This window comes from Nocardioides montaniterrae, from assembly GCF_054782655.1.
In genome coordinates this window covers 500,096-517,178 of record NZ_BAAGSB010000001.1, presented here as the reverse complement: position 1 = coordinate 517,178, position 17,083 = coordinate 500,096, and the positions used below count along the sequence as shown (strand labels likewise).

The window sequence follows — 17,083 nt, the reverse complement described above, 5'->3', positions numbered from 1 at the left end:
CTAGGCCCAGGCCAGTGAGTCGAGGTCGCGCACCGTCGTGACCTCGGGGTGGCGACGCCACCCCGGCCGGTCGAGCAGCACGCCGGACAGCCCGGCGCGCTGCGCCCCCAGCACGTCGTGGCGCAGCGAGTCGCCGACCATCAGCGTCTGCGCCGGTGCTGTGCCGAGCGCCGCGCAGGCTGCGGCGTACGCCCGGGGGTCGGGCTTGGCCGCCGGCAGCTCGGAGGACGCATAGAGAGGTACGTCGTCCCGCAGCAGACCGGTCCGCCGCAGCTTCTCGGTCTGGATCCGCACGTCGCCGTTGGTCAGGATCCCGACCCGCAGGCCGTCGGTGAGGGCGCGCTCGATCGCGTCGGCCGCATCGCCGAACGCCCGCCAGGCGGCCTGGTAGCTGCCGAGGTAGCCCGCGAACACGTCGTCGGCCAGCTCGTCGTCGGCGAGGTCCCAGCTCGGCAGGAACTCGCGGATGCGGACCCGGCGCTGCTCGGCGTAGCTGATCTCGCGCCGCTGGGCGCGCTCGTAGTGCCTCGCCTCCAGGGCGAACCACCGCTCGACCAGCTCGTCCAGATCGGCCGGGGAGTCGGCCAGGCCGAGGCCTCCGAGCCACGAGCGCACGCCTCGATCGGCCGCTCCGCGGTGGTCGACGAGGGTGTCGTCGAGGTCGAAGAGGACTCCTCTGATCGCCCGCTCCCTCGCCATGGGGACAGTCTCGCAGCGACCGCCGACACCCCTCGCGCGGGACGATTCGAACGGACGCCCGGACAGGTGCGATCCGGCGTGGTCAAGACGACACGCCGGTGATTCGGAAGTTCCTTGGGTTTACCCCTTCCCCATGAGTCACATCAGGCTCTAGTCTCACGCTCGAGTCCGCATTTCACGACTGGGGAAGGTCGTGACGGACGAACAGAAAGCGTGGTTTGCCATGGCTCCCTCGTCGCGCGAGCGCTCTGAGTCCCTCCCGGACCCCAAGTTCCTCACCATCGCGGAGGTCGCATCGATGATGCGCGTCTCCAAGATGACGGTCTACCGACTGGTCCACGACGGCACCATCCCGGCGCACCGCGTCGGTCGCTCGTTCCGCCTCACCGAGGAAGACGTCAACGCCTACCTCGAGAAGTCCTTCTACAACGCGGGCTGAGCCCGGGCTCTCGCCTGGCGTTCGTGACCCGTCCCACGAACGTAACTCCTGATTCACCCCCCGTGGTCCGGCCCCGATAGGCTGGCTCGGTCCACCGGTATCTGCCGGTGGCCCTATACGGAGTAAGCCGGACAGTCCGGCTGTTGGAGAGGCACACGTGGGTTCTGTCATCAAGAAGCGGCGCAAGCGCATGGCCAAGAAGAAGCACCGCAAGCTGCTGAAGAAGACGCGCGTTCAGCGTCGCAAGCTCGGCAAGTGACCTGCGCGTTCGCCAGTTGAGCCGATGAGCGGACGCACGGTTCTCGTTACCGGGGTCTCCCGTGACCTCGGCCGTGCTTTCGCGCGCTCGCTGGCGGACGCTCCCGGGATCTCTCGGGTCGTCGGCGTCGACGTCACCCCTCCGCGGGGAGACCTGGGCGCCGCGTCGTTCGTCCGTGCCGACATCCGCAACCCGGTGATCGCCAAGATCATCGCCAAGGAGGATGTCGACACGGTCGTCCACATGAGCGTCATCGCCACGCCCGGCTCGGCCGGTGCGCGGGGCATGATGAAGGAGCTCAACGTCATCGGCACGATGCAGCTGCTCGCTGCGTGCCAGGCGTCCGACCGGGTGCGACAGCTCGTGCTGAAGTCGTCGACGACGGCGTACGCCGCCAGCAGCCGCGACCCGGCGATGTTCACCGAGGAGATGGAGCCTCGGCGGGCCGCACGCAGCGGCTACGCCAAGGACGTCACCGAGGTCGAGGGCTACGTCCGCAGCTTCGCGCGTCGTCGCCCCGACGTCGCGGTCACCATCCTGCGGTGCGCCAACGTGATCGGCCCGCAGGTCGTCAGCCCGCTGACGTCGTACTTTCGCCTGCCGCTCATCCCGACGGTCCTCGGCTTCAACCCCCGCCTGCAGTTCCTGCACCAGCACGATCTCGAGCGGGTGCTCACCCACGCGGTCCAGCACCCCGTCCCCGGAACGTTCAACGTCGCCGGCGACGGGGTCCTGATGCTCTCCCAGGCCCTGCGGCGGATGCAGCGCCCCAGCCTGCCGCTGCCGTCCATCGCGTTCGGCGGCGTGAGCTCGGTGGTCCGTTCGGCCCGGGTCGCCGAGCTGACACCGGAGCTGCTTGCCTTCCTGACCTACGGTCGAGGGGTCGACACGCACCGCATGAAGACCGAGCTCGGCTTCGAGCCCGACTACACGACGGCGAGCGCCTTCGCGGAGTTCGCCGCCACGCTGGCGCCGACCGGCGGCCGCACCCAGGCGGCCATCGAGGCGCTCTCCCACCGTTTCCCCGTCCCCCGCCCGGCGGTCGAGCTCGTCGAGACCCCGGGGCACCTGACTCTCGCCGGAGGCACTGATGGGTGACGCAGACATCATCCCGATCGGCACCCGCGGCAAGCCCGGTCGCGGTACCGGCACCCGCCCGTCCGCGGCCGCGCGTGGCCTGGCGCCGCAGGGCAAGAGGCCCACGGCGCCGCCGAAGCCCACTGCCGAGCGCCCCAGCGACGAGCCGGTCGTCCAGCAGGACACCTCCTCCGACGTACCCACCCTCGTCCCGACCGCGCCCATCGCGGCACCCGTCGAGGCCGTGCCGCCCATCCAGGTGAGCGAGCGCGAGCCGGGCGGTGGCATCCCCGTCGGTGACTGGCTGGCTGCCTTCCAGGGCGCCGCTGCCGAGCTGTGGGGCGACCAGTGGGAGCCCCAGCTCGCCCACTTCCTGGCGTTCCTGCGCCGTCGCATCACCGGCGAGTACGTCGTCGACGAGTACGGCTTCGACAAGGAGATCGCCGAGCGGTTCATGTTCGCGGCCCTGCGACCGATCGCGCAGAAGTGGTTCCGCATCGAGGTCCGCGGCGTCGAGAACATCCCCACCACAGGCGGTGCGCTCGTGGTCTCGAACCACTCCGGCACCATCCCGGTCGACGGCCTGATGACCATGTCGACCATCCACGACCACACCGGTCGTTTCCTGCGCCCGCTGGGCGCGGATCTCGTCTTCAAGCTGCCGTTCGTCGGATCGGTCGCCCGCAAGGGCGGCGCGACCCTCGCCTGCACCGAGGACGCCGAGCGCATGCTGCGTGGAGGCGAGCTCGTCGGTGTCTGGCCCGAGGGGTTCAAGGGCATCGGCAAGCCGTACGCCGACCGCTACAAGCTCCAGCGCTTCGGCCGAGGTGGCTTCGTGTCGGCCGCGGTGCGCACGGGCGTCCCGATCATCCCGCTCTCGGTCGTCGGCGCCGAGGAGATCTACCCGCTCGTCGGCAACGTCCCGGCGCTGGCGCGGGTCCTGGGCGTGCCCTACATCCCGATCACGCCGCTCTTCCCGCTGCTCGGGCCGCTCGGGCTGGTCCCGCTGCCGTCCAAGTGGATCCTGGAGTTCGGCGAGCCGATCCGCACCGACTCCTACGACTCCGGTGCCGCGGACGACCCGATGCTGGTCTTCAACGTCACCGACCAGGTCCGCGAGACGATCCAGCAGACGCTCTACAGCCTGCTGCGCCAGCGCAAGTCCGTCTTCTCCTAGGGCGCGTCCCCGCGGAAGAGGCGGCCGAGCAGCCGAGCCCGGACGACCTCGAGCGCGACGTGGTCGCGCTGTCCGGGTCAGTTGTCGAGGCCGAGCAGGTTGTTCAGGCCGCCGACGACGTCGGGGCTGCTGGACGGGTCCGCGCTGCTCTGGGTGGTGGTTCCACCGCCGCCGAGGAGTCCCTTGGTGATCTTGTTGATCGTGTCGGGGACGACGTGCTGGTCGTCGGAGGTGCCGGTGTCGCCGCCGGAGCCGGCGGACTGGCCGCTGTCGTCCGACGGGAGGCCGGGCAGGGCCGGGAGGCTCGGCGGCGCCGTGCTGCTGGAGTGTCCGGCGCTGGGGCCCGTCGGCGTCGAGCCGGCGCGCTGGGCGGGCGACGCCTTGGCCGTGGTCGAACCGCTCGAGGGCGGGCGACCCGGGACGACGACCCCGGTGAGCGCCTTGGTGGCGAAGTCCGGCAGCTGGGTCAGCGGGCTCTGGATGCACGTCGGGCAGGCGTCCGAGGCGGCCAGGTCGACCGAGCGGATGGTCTGGGCCGCGGCGACCAGAGCGGGCCGTGCCTCCGCCGGGAGCACGTCGTCGAGCGCGACGAGCCGCGACATCGAGGCGTCGGCGAACGAGTGGACGTCGGTCAGGCCGGAGTCGTCGCCGTTCTTGGAGAAGTCGTCGATGGCGATCGTGGACGCCTGGCTGGTCTGGTCCTTGAACGCCTGGAGCGTGCTGGTGATCTCGCCGGCGTCGGCGGAGTCGCCGCGGGCGCTGAGCTCCTCGACCTCGGAGAGGCGGTTCTCGGCGTTGTCGAGCAGGACCGATGCCTTGGCGTCGGGGGAGCTCTGCAGGTTCGCGTGCGCGTTCTCGATCGCCCGCTTGACAGGATAGAGGACGTCGCCGGGCAGCGCGCCCTGGGAGGCGACGGCCATCGAGCCGCTGGCGGCGACCACGGCGAAGCCGCCGATGATCGCGGCGAGGCGACGCTCGCGACGACCGTGCGTTCGCGTGGGGGTGAGCTTGAGCTCCGTGGCGCGGTCGGCGTGCGGTGTGGCCGGCATCAGGCCGGCCTCGCGGACGAGCTGGCCGCGGAGCGCGGCGACGTACGCCGGGCGCGCGGCGGGCGCGGGGACGGAGCGCAGGCCACTGACCACGTCGAGCAGCTCGGCGTACCGCTGCTGCGTCCCGCTCGTAGCGCGACCGGACAGCGCGGCGTCGAACTCCTCGGCGCGGCGCGTGTGCGCGTTGCCGATCATGAGAACCGTCCTTCACTGGTGCCTGGACGGCCCGATCCGTCCTGCTGGGTCAACGACCAGCAGACGGCCGAGGTTACGTGTGTGAGCGTCATCGCAGCCCCTCCGGCATCAGCTTGGCGAGGTTGCGAACGCCGCGCAGCTGGAGCTGCTTGATCGCCCCGTCGCTGCGGCTGAGGGCCTGGGCGGTCTCGGCGATGCTCAGGCCCTGGAGGAACCGCATGATCAGGCAGTCGCGCTGCTCGCTGGGCAGCTTGGTCAGCGCCTCGAGCAGGATCTCGTTGGTCAGGTGGGCGAGCACCTCGTGCTCGGGACCCTCGGCGATGTCGTCGTGGAGGGCCATGTCCTCGGTGGTGAGCTCGAGGCGGGTGCGGCCGGCCTTGAAGTGGTCGGTGGCCAGGTTGCGGGCGATGGTCATCAGCCAGGCGCCGAAGTCCTTGCCCTGCCAGCGGAACGAGCCCATGTTGCGCAGGGCGCGGAAGAAGGTCTCTGAGGTGAGGTCCTCGGCGACGACCACCGAGCGGGTCCGGTAGTAGAGGAAGCGGTAGACCGAGGGCTGGTAGTGGTCGAACAGCATCCCGAACGCCTCGGCATCGCCGCCACGGGCCAGCTCGACCAGGCCGATCAGTCGCTCGCGGGCCTCGGGTGAGTCCTCGGAGGACGTGGCGAGCTGGGCGTCGCCGTAGGTCCCCTCAGGGGCGAGGGGCTCCTCGCCGGGCTCGACGGGGAAGCCGTGATCGGCCTCGGACATCAGCCACGGCGTCGTACGAGCGGCGGAGCGCGGGACGGGAGCGCCGCCGGCGACGGCGTACGCCGGACCGATCGGCTCGGCGAGGTTGCGGAGCGCTTCGGACACGGCACAGCGCAGGGCGTCGACGCCCCGCGAAATGTCACGCTCCCAGGTCATTCCGGCCCTCCCCGAACGATCCTCCTGAATTCGGATCCTACGGCGGATCTGTGAGCGGGGCCACTGTCTGGGGGGAGCGGCTCAGCGGCGATGGTGGATCCGCCGGGCGAGTGCGGTGGCGACGGCGGCGCCCGAGGCGGCCGAGCCGACCACGAGGCCGGCGCGGGCCGCACGCCGTCCGGTGCGGTAGTCGCGGATCCGCCAGCCGTTCGCGCGCGCGTGCGCGCGCAGCTTGGGATCGGGGTTGATCGCGCACGGATCGCCGACGAGGCCGAGCATCGGCAGGTCGTTCGCGGAGTCGGAGTACGCCGAGCAGCGGCTCAGGTCGAGTCCCTCGCGCTCCGCCAGGGCGCTGACCGCGACGGCCTTGGCCGGCCCGTGCAGCATGTCGCCGACCAGCCGGCCGGTGTAGACGCCGTCGACGTGCTCGGCCACCGTGCCGAGCGCGCCGGTCAGGCCCAGGCGACGAGCGATGAGGCCCGCGATCTCGATCGGTGCGGCGGTCACCAGCCAGACGCGCTGACCCTGGTCGAGGTGCATCTGGGCCAGTGCGCGGGTGCCCGGCCAGATCCGGTGGGCCATGCCCTCGTCGAAGATCTCCTCGCCGACCTCCTCGATCTCGGCGACCGTGTGGCCGGCGATGAACGCGAGGGCGGAGTTGCGGGCGTCGGCGACGTGCTCGGGGTCCTCGACGCCGGCGATGCGGAAGTAGGCCTGCTTCCACGCGGCGCCGAGCAGGTCGCGGGTGGTGAAGAAGTCGCGGCGGTACAGGCCGCGAGCGAGGTGGAAGATGCTGGCGCCCTGCATGACGGTGTTGTCGACGTCGAAGAACGCCGCGGCGGTCGGGTCACCGGGCACCTCGAGCGCTGTCTCCACCTGGGCGGCCGCGGCCGCGGCCTCGCCCGCGAGCGTCGACCGCTGCTGCAGGTCGAGCCGGCTCGGGCGCTTGCCGCTGGATGCCATGGCACCAGCCTAGTGGCGGCCGCCGCCGGCGCTACCGTGGAGCCATGGAGCCCCGCGTCACCCTCTACGGCCGTCCCGGCTGCCACCTGTGCGACGACGCGCGCGCGGTCATCGAGCGGGTGTGCTCCGACCTCGGGACGACGTACGTCGAGGTCTCGATCGATGAGGACCCCGCGCTGCTCCAGCGCTTCGGCAACGAGATCCCGGTGACCTTCGTCGACGGCAGGCAGCACGACTTCTGGCGAGTCAGTGAGCAGCGTCTCAGGGCGGCGCTCGGCGCCTGACGCAGTCGCCGTGCGGGTTTGCATCTAGCCGAGATTCGTGCCTAGCACGGCCCCTTCTCACGCCGTGAACGACCCCCCTCTTTGATTTGGTTCGCGCGTTCACAAACTCCTACAGTGGCCGGGCCGCATCCGCACGGAGGCGACTGGAAAGAAGAGTTGTGACAGCACGGACTTCGCCAGAGGCAGGCCGGGTCATCCCGGAGGCCACGGTTGCCCGTCTGCCCGTCTACCTGCGGGCGCTGACGGCCCTCGCAGAGACGGGAATTCGCACCTGCTCCAGCGAGGATCTCGCCGTCGCCGCGGGGGTCAACTCCGCCAAGCTGCGCAAGGACCTCTCCTACCTCGGCTCCTACGGCACCCGCGGGGTCGGCTACGACGTCGACTACCTGCGCTACCAGATCGCCCGCGAGATCGGCGTCACCCACGACTGGCCCGTGGTCATCGTGGGTCTGGGAAACCTGGGTCAGGCGCTGGCGAACTACTCCGGCTTCCGCAGCCGCGGCTTCAGCGTGCTCGCGCTGCTCGACGCCGACCCGAGCGTCATCGGTCGTGAGGTCGCCGGCGTACGTGTCCGCGACTTCGCCGATCTCGAGAAGATCGTCGCCGACCACGAGGTCGTCATCGGTGTCATCGCGACGCCGGCGGGCTCCGCCCAGGTCGTCGCCGACCGCCTCGTCGAGGTCGGGATCACCAGCATCCTCAACTTCGCGCCCGCCGTTCTCCAGGTCCCCGACGGCATCGACGTACGCAAGGTCGACCTGTCCATCGAGCTGCAGATCCTCGCCTTCCACGAGCAGCGCAAGTCCGGTGTCATCGACGCCGACGAGTCCGACGAGCTCGAGGGCGTGTCGTGAGCGTCCTGGTGGTGGGCATCTCCCACAACTCGGCTCCCGTGTCGCTGCTCGAGCGCGTCGCGGTCGACGAGTCCGGCGCTCAGAAGCTGGCTGCGGCCGCCGCCACGTGTGACCACGTCACCGAGGCGACGGTCATCTCCACCTGCAACCGGGTCGAGATCTACACCGAGGTCGACCGGTTCCACGGCAGCATCGAGCAGCTCTCGAAGCTGCTCGTCGAGCGGGCCGGCGAGTCGACCGAGGCGATGCTGCCGCACCTCTACGTCCACTACGACGACGGCGCGATCTCCCACCTCTTCAAGGTCGCCGCGGGCATGGACTCGATGGCCGTCGGCGAGGGCCAGATCCTCGGCCAGACCCGCGAGGCGCTGCGTCGTGGTCAGGAGCTCGGCACGGTCGGGCCCGCCCTCAACTCGCTGTTCCAGCAGGCCCTGCGCGTCGGCAAGCGCACGCGCGCCGAGACCGCGATCGACCTGGTCGCCCCGACGCTCGTGACCGCTGCGCTCGACCACGTCGGCGCCGGTGAGGCCGGGGTCGTCGGAAAGTCGGTGGTCGTGATCGGCGCCGGCGCGATGGCGGGGCTCGCCACCGCGACCGTCAGCCGCATGGGCGCCTCCCGCATCGCCGTGGTCAACCGCTCGCTCGATCGCGCGACGCGCCTGGCCTCCCAGTACGGCGGCGTCGCCGTACCTCTCTCCGACCTGGTCGACGAGCTCGCGCAGGCCGACATCGTGATCAGCTGCACCGGCGCCACTGGCATCGTGGTGACCGCCGACATGGTCGCCCAGGCGCGTCTCGAGGCGACCCGGCCGCTCGCGCTGATCGACCTCGCGCTCCCGCACGACATCGACCCGGCGACCGCCGACCACGTCGGGATCACCCGGGTCGACCTCACCATCCTGGCCGAGGCCCTGCACGACAGCGCCGCCGGTGCCGAGGTCCAGGAGGTACGCCGCATCCTCGCCGAGGAGGTCACCTCCTTCCTCGCCGCGCGGCGCCAGGCCAGCGTCACCCCGACCGTGGTCGCGCTGCGCTCGATGGCGACCTCCGTGGTCGACGCCGAGATGACGCGTCTCGAGAGCCGCCTGACCCACCTCGACCCGATCGTCCTGGCCGAGGTACGCCAGACCGTGCGCCGGGTCGCCGACAAGCTGCTGCACGCGCCGACCGTCCGGGTCAAGGAGCTCGCCAACGAGCAGGGCGCCGTCTCGTACGCCGCCGCGCTGGCCGAGCTGTTCGCCCTCGATCCCGAGGCTGTGGACGCCGTGACGCGTCCGATCGCGGTGACCAAGGAGGGCCAGGCATGACGGTTCTTCGGATCGGCACCCGCGCCAGCGCGCTGGCCACCACCCAGACCGGCCACGTCGCCGCCGCCCTGCGCGAGCTCGGCGTCGAGACGACCCTGGTCGAGATCTCGACCGACGGCGATCGCAGCCAGGCCGCCGGCACCCCGGTCGCGGGCTCCTCGAGCACCGGCATCTTCGTCAGTGCGCTGCGCGACGCGCTGCTGTCGGGCGACGTCGACCTCGCGGTCCACTCGCTCAAGGACCTTCCGACCTACCCCGAGCAGGGCATCGCGCTGGCCGCGATCCCGGTCCGCGAGGACCCCCGGGACGTGATCGTCGCCCGGGACGGACTCACCCTCGGCGAGCTCCCGGCCGGCAGTGTCGTCGGCACCGGCTCGCCGCGCCGGGTCGCCCAGCTCAACGCGCTCGGCCTCGGTGTCGAGGCCCGCCCGGTGCGCGGCAACGTCGACACCCGGATCGCCAAGGTCGCCTCCGGCGAGTACGACGCCGTGGTGCTGGCCCGGGCCGGCCTGGCCCGCCTCGGCCGGGTGGACGAGGCCACCGAGGTCCTCGACCCGCTCCAGATGTTGCCGGCGCCCGGTCAGGGTGCGCTGGCGATCGAGTGCCGCGCGGACGACGCGCAGACGCTCGCACTGCTCGCCCGGCTCGACGACGCGGCCACGCGTGCCGCCGTCACCGCCGAGCGGGCCACCCTGGCCACGCTCGAAGGGGGCTGCTCGGCCCCCATCGGCGCCCTCGCCGACGTCGTCGAGGGTGACCTTGAGAATGACTCCGGCCCGGAGCTGTGGCTCCGTGCCGTCGTGCTGTCCGAGGACGGCACGCTCGCAGTCCGGACCTCCGGTTCGACGCCTCTCGGCGCCGACCCGGCCACCTGGTCCGAGGCCGCGATCCGGCTCGGTGGGCGACTTGCCACCGAGATGCTCGATGACGGCGCGCGCGAGCTCTCCGCGACGCCGCCTACCGCCGCACGACCAGCTAGAGGTGCATGAGGCATGACCCGATCCACCACGACCGCCGCAGCCGACAAGGGCCAGGCGACCGTCGACGCTCCGACACCCGCTCCGGGTGGGCTCGCGTTCGTCGGCACAGGTCCTGGCGACCCCGAGCTGCTCACCGTCCGTGCCTCACAGCTCATCGCTGACGCCGACGTCCTCATCACCGAGGACCCCGCCCACGCCGGCCTGGTCGCCTCGATCCGTGGCTTCGAGCCCGAGGGCCTCGAGATCATCGACGGTGGCTTCGGCGAGGACGGGCAGCCGCTCACGCACGCCGCCCGCGCCAAGGTCGTCGTCAAGCAGGCCAAGCGCGGCGTCCGCGTCGTACGTCTCCTCGGCGGTGACCCGTTCCTCTACGCCTCCGGCCCCGAGGAGGCCCAGGCCGTCGCCAAGGCCGGCCTGCCGTTCGAGGTCGTCCCCGGTGTCAGCTCCGTCTCGGCGGTCCCGGCGTACGCCGGCATCCCGCTGACCACCAAGGACCACCGCGATGTCGCGGTCGTGACGTGCGGCGACAAGGTCGACTGGAGCCGGTACGCCGACTCATCGACCCTGGTGCTGCTCTCGGCCGTCGGCCAGATCGGCGACATCGCCAAAGCGCTGGTCGCCGCCGGCCGCAACGCGGACACGCCGGTCGCGATGACCCGGGTTGGCACGACCACCGAGCAGCAGACGGTCACCTCGACGCTCGAGCACATCGCCGCCGACGCCCGCGCGGCCCGGATGGCGCCCCCGGCGATCACCGTCATCGGCAAGGTCGTCGACCTGCGCCAGACGCTGTCGTGGTTCGAGACCAAGCCGCTGTTCGGCTGGCGCGTCCTGGTCCCCAGGACCAAGGAGCAGTCCGCCTCGCTGTCCAACCGCCTGCGCAGCTACGGCGCCGTGCCCGAGGAGGTCCCCACGATCTCCGTCGAGCCGCCCCGCAACCCGCAGCAGATGGACAAGGCCGTCCGTGGCCTGGTCGAGGGTCGCTACGAGTGGGTCGCCTTCACCTCGGTCAACGCGGTCAAGGCCGTGCGCGAGAAGTTCGAGGAGTACGGCCTCGACGCCCGCTCCTTCTCCGGTCTGAAGATCGCCGCGGTCGGCGACAAGACCGCCGCGTCCCTCATGGACTGGGGCCTGCGCCCCGACCTCACCCCGTCGGGGGAGCAGTCGGCCGCCGGCCTGCTCGAGGACTGGCCCGAGTACGACGAGCAGCTCGACCCGATCAACCGGGTGTTCCTGCCGCGTGCCGACATCGCCACCGAGAACCTCGTCGCCGGCCTGATCGACCTGGGTTGGGAGTGCGACGACGTGACGGCGTACCGCACCGTGCGTGCGGCCCCGCCGCCGGCGCCGACGCGCGACGCGATCAAGACGGGCAAGTTCGACGCGGTGGTCTTCACGTCGTCCTCGACGGTGCGCAACCTGGTCGGCATCGCCGGCAAGCCGCACCCGTCGACGATCATCGCCGTGATCGGTCCCGCCACGGCCAAGACCGCCGAGGAGCACGGCCTGCGCGTCGACGTGATGTCGCCGCTGCCGGACGTCGACGTCCTCGCCGAGTCCCTGGCCGGCTTCGGTGCCGCCCGTCGCGCGTCCCTCGTGGAGGCCGGCGAGCCCGTCACCAAGCCGTCGGACCGCAAGCCGTCGGGGCGTCGTCGCAAGGCTGAGTAGCGCGAGATCCCCCTCCGTCACCGTCGAGATCGCCCTCCGTCGCAGCCCGCCTGCGACGGAGGGCGATCTCGCGTGCGACATGGGGCGATCTCGACGGTGACGGAGGGCGATCTCGGCGGATGGGATGATGGCCTCATGACCGAGATCGAGCGGCCCGTCGTACGTCCCCGCCGGCTGCGGACGACCGCAGCGATGCGGGACCTCGTGGCCGAGACGGCCGTGCGCCCCTCGCAGCTGGTGCTGCCGCTGTTCGTCCGGGAGGGGATCAGCGAGCCGCAGCCGATCTCGTCGATGCCGGGCGTCGTCCAGCACACCCGGGACGGGGTCAGGAAGGCGGTCGTCGAGGCTGCCGCGGCCGGGATCAAGGGCGTCATGCTGTTCGGCATCCCCGAGCACAAGGACGCGGTCGGCAGCGGCGCCACCGACCCCGACGGCATCCTCAACGTCGCGATCGCCGACGTCGTCGCCGAGGTCGGCAACGACCTGGTCGTGATGGCCGACCTGTGCCTCGACGAGTTCACCGACCACGGCCACTGCGGCGTGCTCGCGCGCGACGGCCGGGTCGACAACGACGCCACGCTGCGGCGGTACGCCGAGATGGCCCGTGTCCAGGCGGCCGCCGGCGTCGACCTGGTCGGCCCCAGCGGCATGATGGACGGCCAGGTCGCCGTCGTCCGGGCCGCGCTCGACGGCGCCGGCCACACCGACACGGGGATCCTCGCCTACTCCGCGAAGTACGCCTCGGCGTTCTACGGCCCGTTCCGTGAGGCCGTCGACTCCACGCTGGACGGCGATCGCAAGACCTACCAGCAGGACCCGCGCAACGCGCGCGAGAGCCTCGCCGAGGTGCTGCTCGACATCGAGCAGGGCGCCGACATCGTGATGGTGAAGCCCGCGCTGGCCTACCTCGACGTGATCCGGCAGGTCCGCGACGCGGTGGACGTGCCGGTGGCGGCGTACAACATCTCCGGTGAGTACGCCATGGTCGAGGCGGCCGCCGCCAACGGGTGGATCGACCGCGAGGCCGCGATCCTCGAGACCCTGACCTCGATCCACCGCTCCGGCGCCGACGTCATCCTGACCTACTGGGCCACCGAGGCCGCGCGGCTGCTGCGCTGAGCCTCACCCATGCGGCTTGAGGCCGTTCACGAGGGTGGTGAGCAGGTCGGACCGGCTGGGGCTGGGCGACGGGCTCGGCGAGGGGTGCGGCGTCGGGTGCTGCGTCGAGCCGCCCGAAGGGCTGCTCGCGGGCGAGCTGCCGGCCGAGGCCGGATGCGGCGCGGCGGGGTGCTGCACCGGCTGATGCCCGCCGGGCGCGGGTGCGGCCGTCGCGACCACGGGGACCGTGCCGGGGGGGCGAGCTCTCGCTCGGCGTCGCACCCGCCGGCCGATGGCGGGGGAGGAGTGCATCGGCCGTGCCCGGCGTGACGTACGCCGGAGCGGGCGGGGTGTCCTGCGGAGCGCTCTGGTCGCGCACGGTGTGGTGTGTGGGCCACAGGCCGCCGACCAGCCACGACGCGACGAGGCCCACGCCGACGGCGATGACCGCGATGTTCTGCAGCTTGATCCTGCTCATGGTGGTGCCTGTCCCGAGTCCCGATCCCCAGGGCCCTGAGCGTAGACCGGGAGGCTCGGGGATGCACGAAGGGCCCGGACCTTGCGGTCCGGGCCCTTCATGGCTGGTCGATCAGAGGCCGTAGGAAGCGAGGCACTCCTGCTTCTTGGCCGGCTGCAGCGAGTACTTGAGACCGCACTGGAGCTGGGCGGCGGCCGGGCTCAGCGCACCGAGCACACCGTTCACGATCGTGGTGACCGGGTTGGACGTGGTCGGGGACGGCGAGCTGCTGGAGCCGCCCGTCGAGCCGCCGGTCAGACCCTTGAGTGCGTCGCCGACGCCGCTCACGACACCGTTGAGGGTGTCGGTGACCGGGTTGCCGGTCGGGCCGGACGTCGGACCGCCGGTGGTGCCGCCGGTCGTGCCACCCGTGGTGCCGCCGGTGGTGCCACCGGTCGTACCACCCGTGGTGCCGCCGGTCGTGCCGCCGCCGTTGGCGCCACCGGAGTGCGCGCTGTGGACGTCGTGCCAGGAGTTGTAGCCGCCACCGAAGGTGCCGCCACCGCTGTAGCTCGGCACACCGGGAACGATGTAGCCGGCAGCGGTCACGCTGTTCGGGACCGTCGTGTAGTCACCCTGCAGGTAGCCGTTCATGACCTTGATGACCAGGTCGACGTACTTGGCGTTGTTGTTGTAGCGGAAGACGGAGGCCTTCTGCCCGGCGAGCGTCGAGAGGTCGTCGGAGCCGGAGCAGAGGTAGACGGCCGTCGCGAGCGCGGCGTCGTCGATGTCCTGCGGGTTGCGCTTGCCGTCGCCGTCGGCGTCGACGCCCACGACCGCCCAGGTCGAGGGGATGAACTGCATCGGGCCGACCGCGCGGTCCCACTGGACGTCGTTGTCGTACTGGCCGGCGTCGGTGTCGGGGACCGACGGGGCGCCCTTCTTGCCGTTGAGCTCGGGGCCGAACACGCCGGGGGTGGACACGCCCTGGTCGTTGAGCACGTTGCCACCGGAGCGGCCGTGGTTGGACTCCACGCGGCCGATCGCGGCGACGAGCTGCCACGTGAGGTGGCAGGACTTGTCGGCGGCGTTGATGACCGACTCGGCGCGCTGGTAGGCGGCGAGAGCGGCCGAGGGGATCTCGGTCGTCGAGGCGGTCGAGACGATCTGCGCGGTGTTGCCACCGGCGCCCAGCCCGTCGATCGCACCGGGCGTCGAGAGGCTCGCGGGTGCGTCGATCGCACTCGCCGGCACACTCGTGTCGCTCACGGCGCTCGGCGCGCCAGCGGCACTCACCGGGCCTGCCACGCCACCGATGCCGGCCACACTGGCCGTCCATGCGGCGGACAGCAGCGCGAGCGGAACGATGGTCGCTGCGCGCTGCACGCGTCCCAGGCGCTTCCTCGACATAGCGTCTCCCTTGTCCATGCTGAGTGTCTGTCCCTCCCCGCCGGGCACGTTCCCGGCAGATCCAGCCACTCCCAATGTCACCGTGTCCCCCAACAACAGCGACATGGCGTCAACGAATCCTGACACACGCACGTTACGGGTGTCACATGGTCGACTGAACCAAAATCCGAGATTCCTTTGGTATTTCGCGTCACGCTCGCCCGGATGGAGGCCGTGAGGTGCTATCGGCGACAATGGGCGCGTGCCCGAACCTGTGCTGTCCGGTGAGCTGTTCGCCCGTGCCCGTGCCGTGACCCCCGGTGGCGTGAACTCCCCGGTCCGCGCGTTCAACGCGGTGGGCGGAACGCCACGGTTCATCGCGAGCGCCGAGGGAGCGTGGCTGACCGACGTCGACGGCAACAAGTACGTCGACCTCATCTGCTCCTGGGGCCCGATGCTGCTCGGCCACGCCCACCCGGCCGTGGTCGAGGCCGTCACCCGGGCGGCGGCCCGCGGGTCGTCGTACGGCACCCCGACGCAGGGCGAGGTCGAGCTGGTCGAGGCCATCGTCGCCCGTACGCCGGTCGAGCGGGCTCGCCTGGTCACCTCCGGCACCGAGGCCACGATGACCGCCATCCGGCTCGCGCGCGGGTTCACCGGTCGCGACGTCGTCATCAAGTTCGCCGGCTGCTACCACGGCCACGTCGACGCGCTGCTCGCCTCGGCGGGCTCGGGCCTGACCACCTTCGCGATCCCCGGCACGCCCGGGGTGCCGGTCAGCTCGACCGAGCTCACGGTGGTGCTGCCCTACAACGACCGGGCCGCGGTGACCGCGGCGTTCGCCGAGCACGGCGACCGCATCGCCTGCCTGATCACCGAGGCCGCTCCCGGCAACATGGGCCTCGTGCCGCCGGAGCCGGGCTTCAACCAGTTCCTCGCCGAGACCTGCCGGGCCAACGGGTCGCTGTTCATCTCCGACGAGGTGATGACGGGCTTCCGCGCGAGCAGCCAGGGCCAGTGGGGCAACGACGGCAAGGTCGAGGGCTGGGCGCCGGACCTGATGACCTTCGGCAAGGTGATGGGCGGTGGCTTCCCCGCCGCCGCGTTCGGTGGTCGTGCCGACGTGATGCACCACCTCGCCCCGGAGGGCCCCGTCTACCAGGCGGGCACGCTCGCCGGTAACCCCGTCGCGACCGCGGCCGGCCTCGCCACGCTGGCCCTCGCGACCGACGACGTCTACGCCCACCTCGACAAGGTCGCCGACGCGCTGCGCGCCGGCGTCGCCGACGCGTTCACCGCGGCCGGCGTACCTCACGTCATCCAGTCGACCGGCTCGATGTTCTCGGTCTTCCTCACCGACCAGCCGGTCACCGACTTCGCGGGCGCCCAGCGCACCGACGTGCCGGCGTACGCCGCCTTCTTCCACGCCATGCTCGACGCCGGGGTGCACCTGCCACCGTCGGCGTACGAGGCGTGGTTCGTCTCCGCCGCTCACGACGAGCGCGCGGTCCAGCACATCCTCGACGCGCTGCCCGGTGCCGCGCGCGCCGCAGCGGAGGTACAGAAGTGAGTGCAACGCCGGACACGATCGTCCACCTGGTCCGCCATGGCGAGGTCCACAACCCCGACGCCGTCCTGTACGGCCGGCGCGACGGGTTCCACCTCTCCGAGCTCGGCCGCCGGATGGCGGTGCGCACGGGCGAGGCGCTGGCCGACCGCGACATCACGGTCATCCGCTCCTCGCCGCTCGAGCGCGCGCGGGAGACCGCGGCGCCGCTGGCCGCGACCCTCGGCCTCGAGGTCGGCATCGAGCCGCGGGTGATCGAGTCGGAGAACAAGTTCGAGGGGATGCAGTTCGGCAAGGGGCACAACGCCCTGCGCAACCCGCTGACCTGGCGCCTGCTGTGGAACCCGCTCAAGCCGTCCTGGGGTGAGCCGTACGCCGACATCGTCGAGCGCATGCTCGCCGCGGTCCACGACGCGCGCGCGGCGGCCGAGGGCCACGAGGCGGTCCTGGTCTCCCACCAGCTCCCGATCTGGACGACGCGGCTCGCCGTGGAGGGCCGCTCGTTCCTGCACGACCCGCGCAAGCGGCAGTGCACGCTGGCGTCGGTGACGTCGTTCCACTTCGTGGGCGAGGTCATCACCCAGGTCTCCTACTCCGAGCCCTCGCTCGACCTGATCCCGGTCGATGCCCGGACCGACCCGTTCTCCTCCGGCGAGGCCACGCCGGCGCCGGCCCACATGCCCGCGCCGGGCACCACCGACACCGACGAGGACTGAC

The 17,083-nt window shown here is 71.6% G+C and carries 18 protein-coding genes; 13 read left to right on the top strand and 5 right to left on the bottom strand.

Features of this window, described 5'->3' with window-relative positions:
• Positions 1–699, bottom strand: coding sequence for an HAD family hydrolase (locus tag ACYVJ3_RS02770; protein ID WP_460850955.1), 699 nt, complete (start codon positions 697–699; stop codon positions 1–3).
• 223 nt (positions 700–922) lie between these two features.
• Between ACYVJ3_RS02770 and ACYVJ3_RS02765 the strand changes: the two genes are divergently transcribed.
• The 4 genes from ACYVJ3_RS02765 to ACYVJ3_RS02750 all read left to right on the top strand — a co-directional run bounded on the left by ACYVJ3_RS02765 (position 923) and on the right by ACYVJ3_RS02750 (position 3,651).
• Entirely contained in the window at positions 923–1,138 is a 216-nt protein-coding gene (locus ACYVJ3_RS02765) for a helix-turn-helix domain-containing protein (protein WP_460850954.1), read from the top strand.
• Positions 1,139–1,295: 157 nt separating this feature from the next.
• Positions 1,296–1,397 (top strand): 30S ribosomal protein bS22, encoded by a 102-nt coding sequence (locus tag ACYVJ3_RS02760; protein WP_008356322.1) that lies wholly within the window; start codon positions 1,296–1,298, stop codon positions 1,395–1,397.
• Between the two features lie 24 nt (positions 1,398–1,421).
• Positions 1,422–2,495: an NAD-dependent epimerase/dehydratase family protein gene (locus ACYVJ3_RS02755; RefSeq protein ID WP_460850953.1), complete on the top strand. Its 1,074-nt coding sequence runs from the start codon at positions 1,422–1,424 to the stop codon at positions 2,493–2,495.
• Positions 2,488–3,651 carry a lysophospholipid acyltransferase family protein gene (locus ACYVJ3_RS02750; RefSeq protein ID WP_460850952.1) on the top strand — a complete coding sequence of 388 codons (1,164 nt, stop codon included), beginning with the start codon at positions 2,488–2,490 and terminating at the stop codon, positions 3,649–3,651. Before ACYVJ3_RS02755 ends, ACYVJ3_RS02750 begins: the two co-directional genes overlap by 8 nt.
• A 77-nt stretch (positions 3,652–3,728) precedes the next feature.
• On the opposite strand, the gene ACYVJ3_RS02745 is transcribed toward ACYVJ3_RS02750, so the two are convergent.
• From ACYVJ3_RS02745 to ACYVJ3_RS02735, 3 genes are all read right to left on the bottom strand, one after another.
• Positions 3,729–4,895, bottom strand: a complete 1,167-nt coding sequence (locus ACYVJ3_RS02745) for a DUF5667 domain-containing protein (RefSeq protein WP_460850951.1) — start codon at positions 4,893–4,895, stop codon at positions 3,729–3,731.
• 88 nt (positions 4,896–4,983) lie between these two features.
• On the bottom strand, positions 4,984–5,748 hold the full coding sequence (locus tag ACYVJ3_RS02740) for a sigma-70 family RNA polymerase sigma factor (RefSeq protein WP_460850950.1): 765 nt from the start codon (positions 5,746–5,748) through the stop codon (positions 4,984–4,986).
• Between the two features lie 132 nt (positions 5,749–5,880).
• Complete coding sequence (locus tag ACYVJ3_RS02735) at positions 5,881–6,762, bottom strand: HAD family hydrolase (RefSeq protein ID WP_460850949.1); 882 nt, start codon at positions 6,760–6,762, stop codon at positions 5,881–5,883.
• A 44-nt stretch (positions 6,763–6,806) separates the two neighbouring features.
• Between ACYVJ3_RS02735 and ACYVJ3_RS02730 the strand changes: the two genes are divergently transcribed.
• From ACYVJ3_RS02730 to ACYVJ3_RS02700, 7 genes are all read left to right on the top strand, one after another.
• Positions 6,807–7,046: a glutaredoxin family protein gene (locus ACYVJ3_RS02730; RefSeq protein WP_460850948.1), complete on the top strand. Its 240-nt coding sequence runs from the start codon at positions 6,807–6,809 to the stop codon at positions 7,044–7,046.
• A gap of 158 nt (positions 7,047–7,204) precedes the next feature.
• On the top strand, positions 7,205–7,900 hold the full coding sequence (locus ACYVJ3_RS02725) for a redox-sensing transcriptional repressor Rex (protein WP_460850947.1): 696 nt from the start codon (positions 7,205–7,207) through the stop codon (positions 7,898–7,900).
• Entirely contained in the window at positions 7,897–9,207 is a 1,311-nt protein-coding gene (locus tag ACYVJ3_RS02720; RefSeq protein WP_460850946.1) for a glutamyl-tRNA reductase, read from the top strand. The genes ACYVJ3_RS02725 and ACYVJ3_RS02720 overlap by 4 nt, the downstream gene beginning before the upstream one ends.
• On the top strand, positions 9,204–10,196 hold the full coding sequence (gene hemC, locus ACYVJ3_RS02715; protein WP_460850945.1) for a hydroxymethylbilane synthase: 993 nt from the start codon (positions 9,204–9,206) through the stop codon (positions 10,194–10,196). The genes ACYVJ3_RS02720 and hemC overlap by 4 nt, the downstream gene beginning before the upstream one ends.
• Positions 10,197–10,199: 3 nt before the next feature.
• Positions 10,200–11,855 (top strand): bifunctional uroporphyrinogen-III C-methyltransferase/uroporphyrinogen-III synthase, encoded by a 1,656-nt coding sequence (locus ACYVJ3_RS02710; RefSeq protein ID WP_460850944.1) that lies wholly within the window; start codon positions 10,200–10,202, stop codon positions 11,853–11,855.
• Between the two features lie 135 nt (positions 11,856–11,990).
• On the top strand, positions 11,991–12,974 hold the full coding sequence (gene hemB, locus ACYVJ3_RS02705; RefSeq protein WP_460850943.1) for a porphobilinogen synthase: 984 nt from the start codon (positions 11,991–11,993) through the stop codon (positions 12,972–12,974).
• Positions 12,975–13,011: 37 nt separating this feature from the next.
• Complete coding sequence (locus ACYVJ3_RS02700) at positions 13,012–13,158, top strand: hypothetical protein (protein WP_460850942.1); 147 nt, start codon at positions 13,012–13,014, stop codon at positions 13,156–13,158.
• A 384-nt stretch (positions 13,159–13,542) separates the two neighbouring features.
• Here the strand turns inward: ACYVJ3_RS02700 and ACYVJ3_RS02695 are convergent, their stop codons facing one another.
• Complete coding sequence (locus ACYVJ3_RS02695; protein ID WP_460850941.1) at positions 13,543–14,820, bottom strand: lytic transglycosylase domain-containing protein; 1,278 nt, start codon at positions 14,818–14,820, stop codon at positions 13,543–13,545.
• Between the two features lie 241 nt (positions 14,821–15,061).
• Here ACYVJ3_RS02695 and hemL point away from each other — a divergent pair, with 241 nt between their 5' ends.
• Both hemL and ACYVJ3_RS02685 read left to right on the top strand, forming a co-directional pair.
• Positions 15,062–16,369, top strand: a complete 1,308-nt coding sequence (gene hemL / locus ACYVJ3_RS02690) for a glutamate-1-semialdehyde 2,1-aminomutase (RefSeq protein WP_460850940.1) — start codon at positions 15,062–15,064, stop codon at positions 16,367–16,369.
• Positions 16,366–17,082, top strand: coding sequence for a histidine phosphatase family protein (locus ACYVJ3_RS02685; protein ID WP_460850939.1), 717 nt, complete (start codon positions 16,366–16,368; stop codon positions 17,080–17,082). The genes hemL and ACYVJ3_RS02685 overlap by 4 nt, the downstream gene beginning before the upstream one ends.
• Position 17,083: the final 1 nt, after the last annotated feature.